At 44.7% G+C, this 16,790-nt stretch carries 15 protein-coding genes; 5 read left to right on the top strand and 10 right to left on the bottom strand.

The features are described from left to right. Positions 1 to 229 precede the first annotated feature (229 nt). From QZ938_RS04735 to QZ938_RS04725, 3 genes are all read right to left on the bottom strand, one after another. Positions 230 to 4,066: a PAS domain S-box protein gene (locus tag QZ938_RS04735; RefSeq protein ID WP_293348586.1), complete on the bottom strand. Its 3,837-nt coding sequence runs from the start codon at positions 4,064 to 4,066 to the stop codon at positions 230 to 232. A 528-nt stretch (positions 4,067 to 4,594) separates the two neighbouring features. Next, the gene (locus QZ938_RS04730; protein WP_293348589.1) at positions 4,595 to 5,986 is read right to left on the bottom strand and encodes a malic enzyme-like NAD(P)-binding protein; all 1,392 of its coding nucleotides are present in this window, start codon (positions 5,984 to 5,986) and stop codon (positions 4,595 to 4,597) included. A 1,269-nt stretch (positions 5,987 to 7,255) separates the two neighbouring features. Further along, a complete protein-coding gene (locus QZ938_RS04725; RefSeq protein ID WP_293348592.1) occupies positions 7,256 to 7,651 on the bottom strand; it encodes a hypothetical protein in 396 nt (131 codons plus the stop codon). A 418-nt stretch (positions 7,652 to 8,069) separates the two neighbouring features. Between QZ938_RS04725 and argS the strand changes: the two genes are divergently transcribed. Further along, a complete protein-coding gene (gene argS / locus QZ938_RS04720) occupies positions 8,070 to 9,848 on the top strand; it encodes an arginine--tRNA ligase (RefSeq protein WP_293348595.1) in 1,779 nt (592 codons plus the stop codon). Positions 9,849 to 9,870: 22 nt separating this feature from the next. Here the strand turns inward: argS and QZ938_RS04715 are convergent, their stop codons facing one another. The 7 genes from QZ938_RS04715 to QZ938_RS04685 all read right to left on the bottom strand — a co-directional run bounded on the left by QZ938_RS04715 (position 9,871) and on the right by QZ938_RS04685 (position 13,656). Next, positions 9,871 to 10,269 carry a type II toxin-antitoxin system RelE/ParE family toxin gene (locus tag QZ938_RS04715; RefSeq protein WP_293149003.1) on the bottom strand — a complete coding sequence of 133 codons (399 nt, stop codon included), beginning with the start codon at positions 10,267 to 10,269 and terminating at the stop codon, positions 9,871 to 9,873. Beyond that, the gene (locus tag QZ938_RS04710; protein WP_293149005.1) at positions 10,259 to 10,756 is read right to left on the bottom strand and encodes a hypothetical protein; all 498 of its coding nucleotides are present in this window, start codon (positions 10,754 to 10,756) and stop codon (positions 10,259 to 10,261) included. Before QZ938_RS04710 ends, QZ938_RS04715 begins: the two co-directional genes overlap by 11 nt. Before the next feature lie 63 nt (positions 10,757 to 10,819). Next, a complete protein-coding gene (locus QZ938_RS04705; RefSeq protein WP_293363127.1) occupies positions 10,820 to 11,662 on the bottom strand; it encodes a YheC/YheD family protein in 843 nt (280 codons plus the stop codon). Between the two features lie 211 nt (positions 11,663 to 11,873). Next, positions 11,874 to 12,305, bottom strand: a complete 432-nt coding sequence (locus QZ938_RS04700) for a DUF4279 domain-containing protein (RefSeq protein WP_293348601.1) — start codon at positions 12,303 to 12,305, stop codon at positions 11,874 to 11,876. A gap of 22 nt (positions 12,306 to 12,327) precedes the next feature. Next, positions 12,328 to 12,498 (bottom strand): polymorphic toxin type 33 domain-containing protein, encoded by a 171-nt coding sequence (locus QZ938_RS04695; RefSeq protein ID WP_293348665.1) that lies wholly within the window; start codon positions 12,496 to 12,498, stop codon positions 12,328 to 12,330. 129 nt (positions 12,499 to 12,627) lie between these two features. Further along, positions 12,628 to 13,317: an ImmA/IrrE family metallo-endopeptidase gene (locus QZ938_RS04690; RefSeq protein ID WP_293348604.1), complete on the bottom strand. Its 690-nt coding sequence runs from the start codon at positions 13,315 to 13,317 to the stop codon at positions 12,628 to 12,630. 15 nt (positions 13,318 to 13,332) lie between these two features. Beyond that, entirely contained in the window at positions 13,333 to 13,656 is a 324-nt protein-coding gene (locus QZ938_RS04685; protein ID WP_190739559.1) for a helix-turn-helix transcriptional regulator, read from the bottom strand. Between the two features lie 254 nt (positions 13,657 to 13,910). Here QZ938_RS04685 and QZ938_RS04680 point away from each other — a divergent pair, with 254 nt between their 5' ends. The 4 genes from QZ938_RS04680 to QZ938_RS04665 all read left to right on the top strand — a co-directional run bounded on the left by QZ938_RS04680 (position 13,911) and on the right by QZ938_RS04665 (position 16,460). After that, positions 13,911 to 14,177 carry a hypothetical protein gene (locus QZ938_RS04680; protein ID WP_293149015.1) on the top strand — a complete coding sequence of 89 codons (267 nt, stop codon included), beginning with the start codon at positions 13,911 to 13,913 and terminating at the stop codon, positions 14,175 to 14,177. A 116-nt stretch (positions 14,178 to 14,293) separates the two neighbouring features. Next, positions 14,294 to 14,995, top strand: a complete 702-nt coding sequence (locus QZ938_RS04675) for a hypothetical protein (protein ID WP_293149017.1) — start codon at positions 14,294 to 14,296, stop codon at positions 14,993 to 14,995. A gap of 61 nt (positions 14,996 to 15,056) precedes the next feature. Continuing rightward, complete coding sequence (locus tag QZ938_RS04670; RefSeq protein ID WP_293348607.1) at positions 15,057 to 15,425, top strand: hypothetical protein; 369 nt, start codon at positions 15,057 to 15,059, stop codon at positions 15,423 to 15,425. A 57-nt stretch (positions 15,426 to 15,482) separates the two neighbouring features. Beyond that, the gene (locus QZ938_RS04665; RefSeq protein ID WP_293348609.1) at positions 15,483 to 16,460 is read left to right on the top strand and encodes a hypothetical protein; all 978 of its coding nucleotides are present in this window, start codon (positions 15,483 to 15,485) and stop codon (positions 16,458 to 16,460) included. The last annotated feature ends 330 nt before the right edge of the window (positions 16,461 to 16,790 follow it).

Raw genomic sequence — 16,790 nt, 5'->3', positions numbered from 1 at the left:
CAGATCCTTCTTAAGTCAACCGTATTGTCTTATATTTATTATATAGTAAGCGAGGTCGCATCAAAAACTTCATTTACACTCATATCTCATCTTTCTGATAAATGCTATAGTGGCTGACGCACCATAGTTTGTTGAAAGGTGCGTCAGCTTACAGGATTTTCTGTGCTATTTGAATCCCTAACTGACGCACCCTACGAACAACCAATAACCAATAACCAATAACTAATAACTAATTTCTTTTTTGCCGCAGCGGAATCTGGATCGCAAATTCGGAACCTTCTCCCAATACAGAATTGCACGTCAGCTCGCCGCCGTGTTTTTCTACGACAATAGAGTGCGAAATCGCCAATCCTAAGCCTGTGCCTTTGCCGATGGGTTTTGTTGTGAAAAATGGGTCAAACAACCGCCTTTTCACGTTTTCGCTCATTCCGGGGCCTGTGTCAGCTATCCGCATCATTACGCAGTTATTGTTGGTTACTTCGGTGCGAATTCTAATTGCTAAATCCTTACCTTCCTTGCATTCTGGTTTATTTGTCTCCATTTCCAATGCGTCGATCGCATTGCTCAACAAATTCATAAATACTTGGTTTAACTGACCGGGATAACATTCAACTAAAGGCAAGTTACCGTATTCTTTAGTAACATTTATTTGCGGGCGATCGGCTTTATTTTTTAGGCGATTTTGCAAAATCATCAGCGTGCTTTCTATGCCTTCGTGAATGTCAACTTGCTTCATTTCGGCTTCGTCCAATCTTGAGAAAGTCCGCAGGCTCAAAACTATGTCGCGGATGCGATCGGCTCCGACTTTCATAGATGTGACAATTTTTGGTAAATCTTCAAAAATATAATCAATTTCAAAGGATTCTCTGGCATTTAAAATTTCTGTGCTAGGCTGGGGGTATTCACGCTGGTAAAATTGCAGCATCTTTAGCAAGTTTTCAGTGTATTCGCTGACATAGGTGAGATTACCGTAGATAAAGTTAACTGGGTTGTTGATTTCGTGGGCGACTCCTGCTACTAATTGTCCCAAACTGGACATTTTTTCACTTTGAATTAATTGAGTTTGAGTGCGTTGAAGTTGGTACAAAGTTTGTTCTAGCTGTTGAGTTTGAGCTTGAGCTAATCGAGCGGTTGTGCGGGTTTGGGTGTACAATTTTGCGTGGTCGATCGCGATCGCAATTTGAGCAATCACCGCTTGCATCAGTTCGACTTCTGAGTCGCTCCAATGTCGCACATACAAAGCCTGATAGCACGTAATCGCCCCAATATCGCCGGAAGCAGTGTGAATTGGTAGCGACAGCACTGAGTTAACTTCTATTGCTTGAAAAGCTTGGCGCAATTCTACATTGTCAAAAGTGCTAACATCATCAATTCGCAGAATTTCTCGGCGCAAAATTTGCTCGACTCCTACACTTGATTTGTCCTGTATAACATAAGTACCTAGGAAACTTGGCAAAGCTGCATTTTTGGCTTCGCAAGTCACGTCCCAAGCCGGAGGATTGCTGTTGGGACGGTACCAAGTGAAGATGCACCAATCTGGCTGCATGAGATTGTGAATTTCTTGAACGGCGGTTGCTAAAATTGTGTCTAAATCTAAAGAAATGCGAATTTGGTTGGCTATTTGATTGAGTAGTTGTTCTCTCTGAGCTTGCTGTCTGAGGGCTTGTTCCGATCGCACTAATATTTCTTCTGCAAGGAAGCGATCGGTTAAATCTTGGACGACTGCTTGAATAACGCTTTCATTTCCAACTTCGATGACTGTCAGCACGACTTCTGCGGGAAAATTCGTACCGTCTAAACGCTGGTGAACCCAATCAAAACGGTGATTACCACATTCAAAGGCGATCGCCATCATCTCATTCGCCATGCTCAAAGAGTCTCTGCCGTTGGGTTGGAAAGGAGGCGAAAATTCGCCTGGATTCTTGCCGAAAAACTGCTCTTTGCTAGTGGCTCTCAATAGTTTTATGGTGGTGTTGTTGACATCGCGGATCCCATTTTCATCTAACATTAAAACAGCCAAACTGGTTGATTCGTAAAGCAATCTAAATTTAGCTTCCGACTGCTGCAATGCCATTTCTGTTTGCTTGCGATCGGTAATGTCGGCAACCATTGCCAAAGCGCCGATATAGCGCCCTTCTTTGTCTGGCAATGGATTAGTAGAAAGCATCGCCCACAACTCGCTCCCGTCTCGGCGCAGGAACTTAAAATCGTGCTGTTCGCGAATTCCTTGACTGCGGCGGTTGAGATTGGCTTGGGCGATCGCGATGCCTTCTGCATCCATGAAAGCAAATAGTGACTGCCCGATCGCTTCCTCTACGGTGCAGCCTAGCATATCAGCCATTTTTTGGTTGACAAAAGTAGTTTTACCCTCCGCATCGATCATCCAAATGCCTTCATCGGCTGTTTCGACAATGCACCTGTATTTTTCCTCGCTTTCCCTGAGGGCTTCTTCTGCTAATTGGCGAGCCGTAATGTTTTGAGTCATTAGCAATCCGCCGGTGATTTCTTGCCGTTCGTTTCTGACTGGCAAAGTATAAGCGAGGTAAATGCGATCGCCATAGGTAAATTCTGTAACAACTGTTTCTCCAGTCAGGGCCGCCAGATAATTTGGCTCGACAGCAGCGCAAAAATCCGGCTGGAATACTTCCCAGATTGTCTTGCCTTCCATTAACTCTTTAGAAAGCCCCACTCCTGCTAATTCTGTGCCTTCTACCAGGGTAAAGCGCATTTCGCGATCGAACAGCATCACCGCACTGTTGGGAATGTTGCTTGCCATAGTGCGGTAGAGCTGTTCGCTTTTTTGGAGGGCTGCTTCTGCTTGTTTGCGATCGCTAATGTCAATAACCAATGCACCCATGCCGATCGCCTCACCGTCTTTGTCGAGTAGAGGAAAATAAGAGGCTGTCATGTGTCGCATAATCCCCGGATTTCTGGGATTCTCAGCGCTCATTTCCATGTTAATTAGAGGTTGCTTGGTTCTCAATATTTGTTCGTATAAAGGCTCTACCATTGGAGCGATTTCCGGCAATATTTCGCGGAAAGTCTTGCCAATGTGTTCTGCAGGACTCAGGCTATTTATTTCGGCTAGAAATTGATTAATTTGCACGTACCGAAGTTGGGAATCAAAAATGCAAAATCCTGCGGGTGCCTCCTGCAAAAAGGAATCAAATAGTGCTTGTCTCTGTGCTAATTCTTGTTCTAATTTTTTGCGATCGCTAATGTCTCTGATGCATCCCACACTTCCAATAATTTCGCCACGAACGTCTTTTAACAGAGAAAGTGACAAGTGCGAGTAAAATTTTTCTCCAGACTTGCGCTGCATGGTAATCTCTAGATCCGACTCGCCTGTTTCTTCTAGCTGTTGAGCCACTAATATAGATAGTAATTCTCGCTGTTCCTGCAGATAAAGTAGAGCAATATTTTGACCAATTACTTCACTATTCTCATATCCGTAGAGTCTTTGAGCCTGTTTATTCCAACTGGTGATTGAGCCGCCAGCATCCGTGCAAATTACGGCTTCGCGAATTTGCTCTAAAATCTGATTTTGGAGTTGCAGTTGCGATTTTGCAAGTTCGAGTTCGGCGATTTTTTCTTGGAGTAGTTCGTGAGTTTTTGCCAACTCAGTATTCTGGTTTTCCAGCAATTTTTCTAGATGTGAATTGCAGTGCGGCGGCGCTGATTCCAGCAGCTCGCTATTTTCAGGCTCCCAATTAACAACTTGTTCAGCACTCAACCAAATCGCCCACTCTCCGTCTGTTTCAATTGCCCGCTCCGACACTCGCACGGGTACGAGATGGTTGTTCTTATGTTTGTATGCTGCTGCACGCGTACCCGCGCACCTATTTTTTGTGGGAATTTCTAGATACTTGTCTCTGCTAGTACACTGTGTTTGAACAATTTCCCAGTAGTTGAGGTTGAGAGTTTCTACAACTGTCCGACCAATAATATTCGCAAAAGCTGGATTTACGTCAAGAAAAGTCCCGTCTGTCCGGCACAATGCCAGCCCGAGCGGGGACGGTTCTAACAATTTGCTGTTGCTGCGCTCTTCTCCTAACTGGCTTTGCATCTGACCTAGCTGGCTTGGGATAATTAATTATATCTTTATTCTCTAAGTTATATGGTTTATTGGTGTGATTTTTATCACTCAGCAAAAAAGCAGGAAGAAGGAAGTTCGGCAACGGATTTCATTCAGTTGACAGTTGACAGTTGACAGTTGACAGTTGACAGCAGGAGGGCAACCTCTCCCGGTCAGTTCGAGGATTGGAGTAACGCCGATCCGCTACGGGAGGAGAGAGGGACAAAGAGAGGATGGGGAAGAAAAAAGCAGTAAGAATGAACGGGAAGGAGGAAATAGAAAATGAGAATAAACCAGAAAAATCCCAAAATAAGAAGTACAAAACTGCCACAAAGACGATGAATTTATACATAGTATCTTCCCTATTCCTTCTTCCCTCGAACCTCTTGTGTCTCTCCCAGGTCAACTCTTCTCAACTGTAAACTGTCAATTATGAACTAAGAGGGCGGGCACGGAACGAAGAGGGCAGGCACGGGGGCACTGCCCCTACGACACACCAACTGTCAACTCTTTTTTTTGTTAATCGCGGGCGATACCTTCGGATCGGGCGGCCAACTGCACTGCACCGGCGACAGCAATGGCAACTCGCTCGTCAAAAACTGAGGGTATAATGTGTTCTTTGTCAAGCTGCGAAGGACTGACTAAAGAGGCGATCGCGTAAGCTGCACCTAGATACATACTGGTCGTAATCGTGCGAGCTTTGCAGTCCAAAGCGCCTCGAAATATCCCCGGAAACGCCAAAACATTGTTGATTTGATTCGGGTAATCGCTGCGTCCGGTGGCAATGATGGCGGCATCCTCCATGATTAATTCTGGCTGAATTTCGGGAATGGGATTTGCCATGGCAAAAACGATCGGATTCTCGGCCATCGATCGCACCATCGATCGCGTGAGCACCCCGGGCGCGCTGACACCTAAAAATACATCCGCACCGGCGATCGCATCTTCCAAGGTACCGCCTGAAGCCACAGCAAATTCGAGTTTTTCTGGGTTCATATCCGTGCGATCTTTGGAAAGGACGCCTTTGGAGTCGCACATGATGATGTTTTCGGCACCTGCTTTCCGCAGCAAACGGGCGATCGCGACTCCGGCCGCACCGGCCCCGTTAATTACGATACACACTTCTGCCATTGTTTTTTTGACAAGTTTCAAGGCATTAATTAATGCTGCCAAACTAACAATCGCAGTTCCGTGTTGGTCGTCGTGGAAAATGGGAATATTTAAGGTTTCCCGCAATCTTGCTTCAATTTCAAAGCAGCGAGGTGAAGAAATATCTTCGAGGTTAACGCCACCAAAAACCGGGGCGATATTCTGCACTGTGCGAATAATTTCGTCAGTATCTTGGGTATTCAAACAGATAGGAAAGGCGTCAATTCCGGCAAATTCTTTAAATAGCATTGCTTTGCCTTCCATGACTGGCAGGGCGGCTTCCGGCCCCAGGTTTCCCAGTCCCAAAACTGCGCTACCGTCGGTAACAATGGCAACAGTATTTTGTTTGATTGTCAGGTTGTAAACTTGTTGGGGGTCATTGGCGATCGCGGTACAGATGCGGGCGACTCCTGGAGTGTAGGCCATTGCCAAATCTGACTGGCGTTTGAGGGAAATTTTGCTTTCTACGCTGATTTTACCGCCGCGGTGCAGGTTGAAGGTGCGATCGTACACGTCGATCACTTTGATATTCGGTAGCGCTTTCACTGCTTGCACTATTTCTTCGCTGTGTTCGGTGCTGTAAGCATCGACGGTGATATCGCGCACTGTAGTAGCCCGGGTTTGCTCGATCAAGTCGATTTGGCCGAAGTTGCCGCCCACAGAGCCGATCGCACTGGTGACGCCTGCTAGCATTCCCGGCTGGTTCGGCAGAGCAACGCGAATCGTTAAACTAAAGCTGGGGTTCGGTGTCAGTTTTACCATGATGGCTTGATTTGAGATTTGAGAATTGCAATCTTAGATTTTATCGCCAATGTTAGACATAAAATTTAATAATTAAAATTTTCAACTGAAATTTTTCACAAATTTTATGAGCCTGGGATGCGATCGCACTATATATCAATACGGTTTACTTAACACTTTTTCTGCCCCGGAGATCCCCCTCGCATCCCCCTGGTTGTAGGGGGACTTAAGAGCTTTCTTGTCCCCCCCCTTGGGAAGGGGGGTTAGGGGGGATCTGCCTTAAGTAAACCGTATTGCACTATATATCTCCTTCAACAGTTGACAGTTGACAGTTGACAGTTGACAGTTTGAGATCGACCTCTACCTAGAAGTCCGAGTATTGAAGCAGTAAATAATTTTGTTTTATTTCCCCCTGCTTAAGGAGGAGGCTTTAAACCCATTCTTCTTGGCAAACTGCGTCAGTTTCTCTGTGTTTAAATTCTGTCAAAACTTGGGACTGACGCACCTTATACCAATTTTTAACGAAATAACAGTATTCTTGTCCCCCCCCTGATTCATGGGGGGGCTAGGGGGGGTCGAAGAGTGTTGCACAATTTTAGATAATTGGTATTACTAACTATCTATTTTTTTCAATATTTCTGCTCGCTGCAAACTTAATGAATATCTAGCAAAACTCTATTTTGCAACGAGCAGTAAATCCACCTAACTCTACCTAAAATATCTCTCGATAAAAAGCTTGCTGTGTATCTCTTCTGCCCTGTAACCTCTTCCTTCTTTTTACGCGATCGCGCAGCCCAAGCGAGCCTTTTTCTCTCTTCCTTAACTTTTAAATCCGTTACATCCCATACATTGCAAGTTCGGATGACTGACAACTGACAACGAAGAGGGCGGGCACGGGGGCACCGCCCCTACAACTAACAACTGTCAACTGTCAACTGTCAACTGTCAACTGTCAACTGTCAACTGTTTGCTATCTTTTGAAGCGAGACACCGAGGAAAGTTAGTGCGGCTTTTTGGCGGCTTTGATTGGGGAGCTAAAAAGTAGATGCACGGCTGCTTGAGCCGGCAGGTAAAAATCAGATCGACTGACAAGCGGGCATGAAGGTATGTTAATTTTGCCTGCTTGTTGAACACTCTTTGATAGTGAGTGAAATCTTGCTTTCGATCGAATTACCTGCACGCTTTGCCCTCATGATTCCAGCGATTGTTACTAATATGCAATCTCTCCCGCACCGGTACTGGCACAGGTTCGGCACAACACAGCGAGTTGCTGGTTGCTAAGTGTCAATGTTACCGATCGCTCGTAGCATCGGCACACATAATTGTAAAGAATTTGCAAGCGAGACAATCGGGGGGAACTTTTTCTAAGTTTTGCAGATCTACTGGTTCCTCGGGTTCGCTGCCGGGGGGAACTATGCACAGAGCAACTTGTCCGACTCCTGCCATGAGTTCGGCAACTCGCTCTAAAATGTTGTCGATTTTGTCAATTAGTTGCTCGGCAGCCTCCAGACTCGGCGCGATAATGAAAAAGGTTTTGACTCCCTCGGGACAAGGGGCGAAACCGAGGGTACACTCTCGTAATAGTGCTTGAGTCGAAAGACTCAGAGGGTCATCGAAGCGATCGATTACTGCTTGATAAAAGGCTTGGGTCAAAGAACGATCGCCAAAAACAGGTTGAGATAACATAACTACTTCCTTCCGTAGAATTTGGGGGAGCATTAAAAAAATATTAACATACCTTAATGTAACTGATTTAAATAAATTATCTAGCGATCGCGATCGTTGACTAGATGTGATCTTTTTTGCTTTGTGTAGCGATCGCAACTGTGATAAAATGTACTATGTGTTAATACCGTCAGTGATTCCACTGCACCAGCAGCTAAAAGCTAAGTACGCAAAATTTTCTCGGGAATCGGGAAGAATAGGAGAGGGGAATCGGCAAGAATAGGAGAGAGGGAAAGAGGGGGAGAGAGGGAGAGGGGGAGAGGGAGAGAAGGGGGGAGGGGGAGGGGGAGAGAGGGAAATTGCCTGAGTTGTAAGAATATTATTGGCACAAAGTGCTTAATCTAGAGTTTAAAATAAACATCCAATCAAAATATAAAAGATGAACTCGATCGCCCAACAGTTAAAAACAAGATTTGAAAAAGCCTTCACCTCGGCATTCGGCGAGAGTTATGCCGATACGGATCTGATGCTAGCGCCTGCGAATAATCCGAAGTTTGGGGACTTTCAGTGCAACGCGGCGATGAGTTTGGGCAAAAAGTTAGGTAAGCCACCGCGGGCGATCGCCTCTACGATCGTCGAAAATCTAGATATTGCCGACATCTGCGAAACCCCAGAAATCGCCGGCCCGGGTTTTATCAATTTGAAGCTGAAACCCGCTTATTTGGAAGCGCAGATAAGCGCGTTAGCGAAGCCCTCGAAGAGGATCGCCGCCGACACCCGTTTGGGGATTTCACCGACTCAAACGCCTCAGAGAATCGCGATCGACTTTTCGAGCCCGAATATCGCCAAAGAAATGCACGTCGGACATTTGCGATCGACAATCATCGGAGATGCGATCGCCCGCACCCTCGAATTTCAAGGCCACGACGTAATCAGAATCAACCACATCGGCGACTGGGGCACCCAATTCGGAATGCTAATCGCCTACCTGCGGGAAGTTCACCCCGAAGCCCTCACCACCGCAGACGCCCTAGACTTAGGCGATTTAGTCGCATTTTACCGCCAAGCAAAACAGCGCTTCGACGCAGACGAAACCTTCAAAGAAACCGCCCGCCAAGAAGTAGTAAAACTCCAAGCCGGCGCCGAAGACACCCGTCGCGCCTGGAAACTGCTGTGCGATCAATCCCGCCGCGAATTCCAAGTAATATACGACTTGCTCGACATCAAACTAACCGAACGCGGCGAATCATTTTACAATCCATTATTACCCGCAGTAGTCGAAGATTTAACCGAACTTGGTTTGCTAGTAGAAAGTGACGGCGCAAAATGCGTTTTTGTAGACGGTTTCACCAATAAAGAAGGCGAACCATTGCCGCTAATCGTCCAAAAAACCGACGGCGGCTACAACTACGCCACCACCGATTTAGCAGCAGTGCGCTACCGGATCGAAGAAGACGGCGCAAAACGTTTAATTTACGTCACCGATTCGGGACAAGCCAACCATTTCGCCCAAGTATTTGCAGTCGCCAGAAAAGCCGGTTGGATTCCCGAAGATGTCGAAATTGTCCACATTCCCTTCGGTTTGGTATTGGGAGAAGACGGCAAAAGATTAAAAACTCGTTCTGGGGAGGCAGTGCGGTTGCAAGATTTGCTCGATGAGGCGATCGTCCGCACGCGGAAAGATTTGGAACGAAGATTGGAAGATGAGAAAAGACATGAAACAGAAGAGTTTATAGCTAATGTAGCTCACGTAGTTGGTTTGAGTGCAGTCAAATATGCCGATTTGAGTCAAAACCGGGCGAGCAATTACACTTTTAGTTACGACAAAATGCTGGCTTTGCAAGGAAATACCGCTCCCTATATGCTGTATGCTTACGTGCGGGTGCAGGGAATTCGGCGCAAAGGTGAGATTGATTTTGACAACTTAGATGCAGATGCAAAAGTTATTTTAGAGTCGGATGCGGCGTTAGTTTTAGCCAAGCATTTGTTGCAGTTCAATGAAGTTGTAAATGCTGTTGGGGGCGATTTGTTGCCGAATCGGATTTGTCAGTATTTGTTTGAATTGAGTCAAAAATTCAATCAATTTTTTGAACAATGTCCGGTGTTGAAAGCTGAGGAACCGTTGCGGACTTCGCGATTAATTTTGTGCGATTTGACGGCGAGAACTTTGAAGTTGGGTTTGGAGTTGTTGGGAATTCAGGTATTAGAGAGAATGTAATATAAAGTTTGTAGTGAGGACTTTAGTCCTCATCTTGTATTTCTTCTGTTGTTTCTCCTGAGTTTTCAATCAACTCATTAAAACCGCTGATAATTTCTAAAATTCGATCTGAGGCAATATCTGATTGTTCTGATTTTGAATAAATAGCAATCAAGATTACCATTGTCATTGTTTGAAGATAGTAAATGAATCTATATCCACCGCTTTTTCCTTTTTGAATGTCGCTGTTTTTGACACGCACCTTAAATATCTCGTAACCAGTCCCAGGTATTGGAACTCCCAGCAACTCTCCAGCTTGCAGTTTTTCAATAATCGGCTGAACATCCGATCGAATATGGCGGTACTTTTTAGAGAGAGTCCGCAAGTCGCGTTTAAATTCTCGTGTAGGTATAATCTGCCTTAAAGGAGGATTATTCTGCATCAATTCCCTCCCAAAGTTCAGCAAGCGTTATAGTCTGCCCTGTCATTGCTTCGTACCATCCTTGACGAAAACACTCTTCTGCTGACTTTAGCGTTTCATCAGCAAGAAGCATTTCTTGTTTTGCGCGTTGGGCAGCAGCCACAAGTTGCGGTTGCGTTTTCTTGAAAGATTCTTCCCATCGAAGCTCATCTTTTAATTCTTCAATATACTCTTTCAAGTCTTCTACTGCTTGCTGCTGTAAAGTTTCTGGCAAAGACTCAATTATCTCGATCGCTGCATCAATACCTTCCCACAGTTCCGATACAGGTCTAGTTTTCCCGGTCTTTATTTCCAGCCATGCTTGCCGAAAACTTTCTTCGGGAGATGGGAGTACCTCTTCATCTTCCTCAGCAAGAACGATGATGCGAACTCTGAGTCCAGAAAATTTTGCTGCTTGGGCGAGAATCTCTTCCCACGTTCCCTCTAGTTCTAACACTTGTGCTGTCATTGCTGTTACTTTTTTTTCAGAATTGGATTTAGTAAATTATAGCGCATTCCTCAAATTGAGCATTTACGGCCTTTTGTTAACAACCAAGCTCTCCAAGATGCCTTTGAACATTGTTACCGCAATTTGGCGATCGTTATCTCTCACAAAAATCTCAAAATTAGGACTTGAGTTAATTTCAATTAACCAGTATTTCCCCTTTGTATCTAAGGCGATATCAAACCCGGCATAATTAATCTTAATCTCTTCAAAAACAGGGCGGACAAAATTTTCAATTTCCGAAATAATCTTTGAGTCGGTAATATGCTTAGCTTTTGCACCATCCCAGTGCAGCGGGCTTAAATTCCCCGCAAATTTAGCGTCTGATTTATCTTTTTCATACAGCAAAACCAGCTTGTGATTGAAAAAAACCGCCCGATATTCGTGTCGGATATCAATGTACTCTTGAGCTAGACAAACATAGTCATAATCTTTGCTATTGATATTAAATACAGTTGCGATCGCTGCTTGAACTTGCTCTTTCGTTTCACAAAGCAATACATTGTTTCCAGCGGAACCGCGATTTCTTTTCACAATCACAGGAAGCGAAAATGTTTTGCCAACTTCTGCTGCAATTTCTGCACAATCTTTAAACTCTAAATATTTGTGATACTTTTCCTCGCAAAAAGGCGATAGAAATCCTATAGTTTGAGGAGTTTTAATCTTGCCTTTTAGCAAGTGATAGGTATATTCTTTGTCTTTAAATATGTGTACAATTTGCTCGTTGTTAAACGGCATACTGAAATTGACAAAATAATAATCTTCACCGTTCAGGTTGATTCTAACTAAGTTTTGGTTGGGCGAGAGGATTTCATAACTGATATTTAACTTTTGACAAGCTTCGAGAACCAGACTGATATTTGTCTGCATAATTTGCACAGTATATTTGTTTATAACTTGCACGCGCCACTCCACAAACCGGGTTTCTTTGTCTATTTGTCGTCACTCTTCGTAAAAATCGTAGAAACCCGGTTTTTAGCGACCATGCGTAAGCCCTGATTTTTTTCATTCATACTGTACCACAGTAGGAAGCAAGGAACCCAAAAGGGCGATCGCTCTTGGCACAACAACGCTATACCCCTCATGCTGCTACTGCTTCCTCCGAGGCAGTCTGTTCTGGCAAAATATAAAAATCTACATCAATTTCCGCATTCAATTGATGTACCTTTTCAACGATACTTTTATCAAAATGAATCCCTGGCACACTGCCACTTCTGTAATAAATGACGCAAGCAATCTCCGCAGCATAAAACTTGCATAACTCTCGCAAAGCACTCCACCCAGGCTGAAGCTGTTCTAAAACCGAATTAATGTGTTCTTCTAAGTCGGCAGATTTTTCAATTTTAGAATACACACTCCAACCATTTTCTTTATGCCGTCTAGTACCCCTGGTACTAATTAAGTCCCCTTTCCTCCAACTTTCAGTTGGATTGATGCTTACCTTTGCAGTCACTTCGTCGGGATCGAATTCCATTCCAGTCAACATAAAGTAAGCGTAAATTTCTGACTCCATCTGCCCGCTCCTCTTTGATTAATTAAAAATCATTAATATTCAAATCAGTTAATTCACCTGTTCCAATACCACCTTTAGGTTTAACATAAATATTTCCTTCTGTGTCTTTGTAGATATCTCTTTTTGAAGCATGGCGTTTACCTTTGAGTAGATGAATATCTTCACCCCCCTTTTTGAAGCCTCTCAATCTCATCAATAGTTAGCAGCTTGTCTTGTCTCCAGTTTCGCTCTTCTTCAGTATTCTCTAAATCTGTTTCCGTCATTCCTCACACCCTCAAAAGATGATAGAGATTTGAAATAAACTCTCAAATCCCATCGTACTTTACCCGAACAACCGCTGCTGACCGTTTGCCGCTTCTTTCCCGGCATAAATTTCGCGGGTTCCCTTGGGAATGTAAATCCAGCCAAACTCTTGCAAGCGGTTGGTCAAATTGGAAATGCTCACTCCCAATTCATCTCTCATTTTGTATAAATGCGACCACTTGGTTAAATCCCGTCCCTGTCTTTTTTCCTCCAAAATACATCGAGGCATTAACAAGCAACTTGCAAAATATTGGGCTTGCCATTCGATCGACAAAACCTTATTATCTGCACCCGCGCCCCGACATACAAACGGTTCCTCCACATCCTGGGCGGTTTTTTCTGTATCGCCCAAGTTTAGTTCCAACTGTTTCACAGTCCCGTCTGCTTCGTCTTGATTGACGTGCAGCACCCAGTGGCCGATTTCGTGGGCGATCGTCGATTCGATAAACCCCGGCGGTTTTTCGAGAATCAATTCGTTGATTTCGATTAACCGCTGCTGGGGTAAAATTCTGGCGGCGATCGCACCTTCCTCATCTGGTTCAATGCAGTCCCAGACTACGCCCAAGTCCAGAAAATCAGCTACCGTTGTCGCTTCAAAAGGCCATTTCGGAGCAAAATTTTGCGTTTTCTGCATCTGCATCAGGATGTCATTTGCCAAACGCTCGATCGATTCTTTGGGATAGAAGCAATACGGTTTAAAAATACTCACTGTGATAGGCCTCTGTTACGCTTCAAAAGATTGTTTGAGCCAATCTGGATTTTCTTGCATCCGCCGGAAAAGAGCCTGCATTTCCTTCGGATTCTGCTTCAGCAGCGCTTCATACTGTTGAGGCAGTCTCCCCGCCAGAAAAATCAATTCCTCTTCGTTGATATCTAGATTCCGCGCTAATGCTCGAATTACCTCCTCTTTTGGTGCGTAATCGGCGCGATCGTTCTCCAGCTTCGACAAATAAGTAAAATCCACACTTAACATACCAGCTAGCTCACGTTGTGAGTAAGCCTTGTCCTTGCGAGCTTGACGTATCAGTCTTCCAAATGTTTGTTCCACGGTTTTTCGCCTCCTGACAGGCATTCTAGCCTGTTTTGATCAAAAGTTCAACAAAATACTTGACGGGAAAATCAACCCGCGCTACCATGAGGTTAGTTGACGGTTTAGTCAACTCAATTAACCACACAGGTATGGTTGAGGGTGCAAAATATCCAGACAAAACACTAGATATAGCACCATTAACTTTAGAGGAGCGATCGGCGCTGGGCGTCAAAACGCTTGTACGCAGCAAATTAAGGAGGAACAGATAGCAAATGCTGAGAACCTGGACAGACACGCATTACAAGCTCGAAGACGATGACTGGCTGTACATCGCCACCCACGAAGAACAAAGCTCGGCCTCACTGGTTTGTCCGGGCTACGCACGGGATGGCGAAGGCTTCAGCATCCACTTCACCCCAGCGCACTTAGAAACGTTAGAGCATTTGCTCACCGCGCTGCGAATTATTCAAGCTCAACAAGAGGCGCTGCTTGAGTACACATATCCAGAACCAAAAGCCACAACACATCTCATTCGGTAATCAATTGAAGGAAGTTCGGCAACGAGCAATGTACGGGATGCAACGGATGTAGCGGATTAGCAATTGCCAATTCCCCATAGTCAGTAAATCAATAAATAACCAAGGAAAAACGAACAATGACTACTACAAAAGAAAGACCTACATTTTCAGTATTTGGAGCCAAACCAACCAATGCTTTGCTAGTACCAGAAATTCCGATCGCAGTTCGCAACAACTGCCAAAGCGGCCAATGGGCGATCGGCGATACAGACTACGGTTCCAAGTGTTCGATCACCATCCTCAAATTTGCCAAATTCTTCGGTTCCCTCGGTCAAACTTCCCACACACTTTGGGGTCAACTTTGGTTCGTCGCAGAAACAGGCGAACTGCCCCAAGGAGTTGTCATGGTGACCTACATCAAAAACCGCAGCTTGAACGATTTTAACCGTTTAGTCGCATCAGTTCAATCACGCGGCGTCGAGCCAGCAACCGGAATATTTATCCCCGAATTTGTCAAACATTCCGGTCAAAAACCCGACGACAGCGGAGTAGTAAAACCGATCAATTACTACAGTTTAAAATGGTCGTGGATGGAGCGGAAAGACTGGGGAGTTATCGATCAAGCAGCAGCAGTTTTATCCGATCTGAGCAATCAATCGCGGATGATTGACTTGGAAGGAACCAGGGCTATGATTTGTTTAGACAACCTACCAGCAGCACAAGTTGCGTCCTTGATGGCCGCTCACGCCAACGGTGAAAGCGATGCTATTGCTTTGAATTCCAACGGTAATATGTCCCTACCATCAGCGGAAGACAGAGCAACTGCTGACTTGTTCTAATTTTGTGGAAAAGGCGCGATTCAATCGCGCCTTTTCCGTAACTGTGACAGCGAAAAGTAAAATGAAGAAATTAACGAAAATTAAAACCAAACCAAACCTGCAAGAAAGCCGTTTGCGAGAAAATTGCGAGCTACTCGACCAAATTCGGGCAGATACAGTTAACGACATCGAAAGTCTCACCGAAGACTTCCAGCACATGAGTGTAGTTGCCGAATCAATCCGGCGAAATTACCAAGCTTTGCTCTCGGAAAATCAACTGCTTAAAGACACACTTGTAAGTATAGTTGACGATTGCGAGTGCTGGCAAGCCAATCGGTGCAACCGCTGTAAAAAAATTCTCAAATCTCTTGAGAGCAATCATCCAAACTTCCCACCAAATGCAGCCAAAAAATATCGATCTATTCTCAGCCAACTCCGGAACTTAGGATAGTTCAACACGTCTTAGAAACAAGGCCTCGAAAAGTTCAAATCAGGAGCAACAAGCATTATGACATTGGCAAATGTTAAAGATAGCAAAGCCAAAATTTTGCAAAATTTTCAGCAGATTTTAGCTGAAAAGAAAAAGATTGAATCTAAAGTCGAAACGAAAGAACAATCAGCCGAAAAAGCTAAAAACAAACAACTCCTCGAAGTCGCATCTACCTACACAATTGACAGCATTGTCAAAGGCTTGGCAGACTTACAATTAGATTTCGGCAGCATCACCAGCGGACTTTCCGAAAAACTGAAGGCGGAATCTGCAAAATTAGATGAGTTAAAAAAGGCGATCGACATTGAAGCTGAACAATTACAGGAGTTGCAGCAAATTCGAGTTGTAGCAGATGCCCTCCACATTTTAACTCAAGAGCATCAAGAAAAATTGACTTTACTCGAACAAAATGCTGCGAACCAACGCGAGATTATCGAAAAAGACACGACCCAAAAACGCAAGACTTGGGGGAAAGAACAGCAAGAATTTGACACCGCAGTTTCCGAAAAAACTGCATTCACAACTAAACAGCGCCAGCAGGAAGCGGCAGATTATCAATACCAATTGCAGCGCGATCGCAAAATTGAAACCGACGAATACGAAGAAACGAAGCGCAAATTAGAACGAGAATTGCAAGAGTCTACCCGCGAAAAAGACAAAAACTGGGCCGAAAGAGAAAAAGTCCTGAGCGACAATCAAGCGGAGTTTGAAAAGAATCAGACCAAAGCTGCGGGATTTGAAGAAGAACTCAAACAGGCTTACATCAAAGCCAAAGAAGAAGCAATTCAAGAAGTTTCCCGCGAAGCTAAAGTCAAGGCAGATTTAGCGGATAAAGAATGGGAAGGAAGCAAGCAGGGATATGAGTTGAAAGTACAATCTTTACAGCAAACTATTGCGCGTCAAACTGAACAAATTGCCGAAATTTCTGCACAACTGCAAGCTACGATGAAGCAAGCACAAGATTTGGCAATGAAAGCTTTTGCGAGCAAAGCTTAAAACCCGGTTCGTAGTGAGGACTTTAGTCCGCATACGGGTTCGTAGTGAGGACTTTAGTCCGCATCCGGGTTCGTAGTGAGGACTTTAGTCCGCATCCGGGTTCGTAGTGAGGACTTTAGTCCGCATCCGGGTTCGCAGCATCGGAATGCAAGTCCTTATTTTCTCAAAACTTTCGGACTGAAGTCCTGACTACGAACCTAATAGGACTGAAGTCCTGACTACGAACCTAATAGGACTGAAGTCCTGACTACGAACCTAATAGGACTGAAGTCCTGACTACGAACCTAATAGGACTGAAGTCCTGACTACGAACCTAATAGGACTGAAGTC

It is taken from the genome of Microcoleus sp. CAWBG27 (assembly GCF_020883145.1).
Taxonomy (GTDB): domain Bacteria; phylum Cyanobacteriota; class Cyanobacteriia; order Cyanobacteriales; family Microcoleaceae; genus Microcoleus.
Note: the sequence above shows the minus strand (reverse complement) of the source record. Positions and strands in the feature narration are given on the sequence as shown.

What these genes read in the sequence shown, in the direction of transcription:
- QZ938_RS04710 (WP_293149005.1), bottom strand. Translation starts at nt 10,756, where the DNA reads ATGACAGCACAAGTGTTAGAACTAGAGGGAACGTGGGAAGAGATTCTC.
- QZ938_RS04675 (WP_293149017.1), top strand. Translation starts at nt 14,294, where the DNA reads ATGACTACTACAAAAGAAAGACCTACATTTTCAGTATTTGGAGCCAAA.
- QZ938_RS04715 (WP_293149003.1), bottom strand. Translation starts at nt 10,269, where the DNA reads ATGCAGAATAATCCTCCTTTAAGGCAGATTATACCTACACGAGAATTT.
- QZ938_RS04700 (WP_293348601.1), bottom strand. Translation starts at nt 12,305, where the DNA reads ATGGAGTCAGAAATTTACGCTTACTTTATGTTGACTGGAATGGAATTC.
- QZ938_RS04680 (WP_293149015.1), top strand. Translation starts at nt 13,911, where the DNA reads ATGCTGAGAACCTGGACAGACACGCATTACAAGCTCGAAGACGATGAC.
- QZ938_RS04730 (WP_293348589.1), bottom strand. Translation starts at nt 5,986, where the DNA reads ATGGTAAAACTGACACCGAACCCCAGCTTTAGTTTAACGATTCGCGTT.
- QZ938_RS04665 (WP_293348609.1), top strand. Translation starts at nt 15,483, where the DNA reads ATGACATTGGCAAATGTTAAAGATAGCAAAGCCAAAATTTTGCAAAAT.
- argS (WP_293348595.1), top strand. Translation starts at nt 8,070, where the DNA reads ATGAACTCGATCGCCCAACAGTTAAAAACAAGATTTGAAAAAGCCTTC.
- QZ938_RS04670 (WP_293348607.1), top strand. Translation starts at nt 15,057, where the DNA reads ATGAAGAAATTAACGAAAATTAAAACCAAACCAAACCTGCAAGAAAGC.
- QZ938_RS04705 (WP_293363127.1), bottom strand. Translation starts at nt 11,662, where the DNA reads ATGCAGACAAATATCAGTCTGGTTCTCGAAGCTTGTCAAAAGTTAAAT.
- QZ938_RS04735 (WP_293348586.1), bottom strand. Translation starts at nt 4,066, where the DNA reads ATGCAAAGCCAGTTAGGAGAAGAGCGCAGCAACAGCAAATTGTTAGAA.
- QZ938_RS04725 (WP_293348592.1), bottom strand. Translation starts at nt 7,651, where the DNA reads ATGTTATCTCAACCTGTTTTTGGCGATCGTTCTTTGACCCAAGCCTTT.
- QZ938_RS04695 (WP_293348665.1), bottom strand. Translation starts at nt 12,498, where the DNA reads ATGAGATTGAGAGGCTTCAAAAAGGGGGGTGAAGATATTCATCTACTC.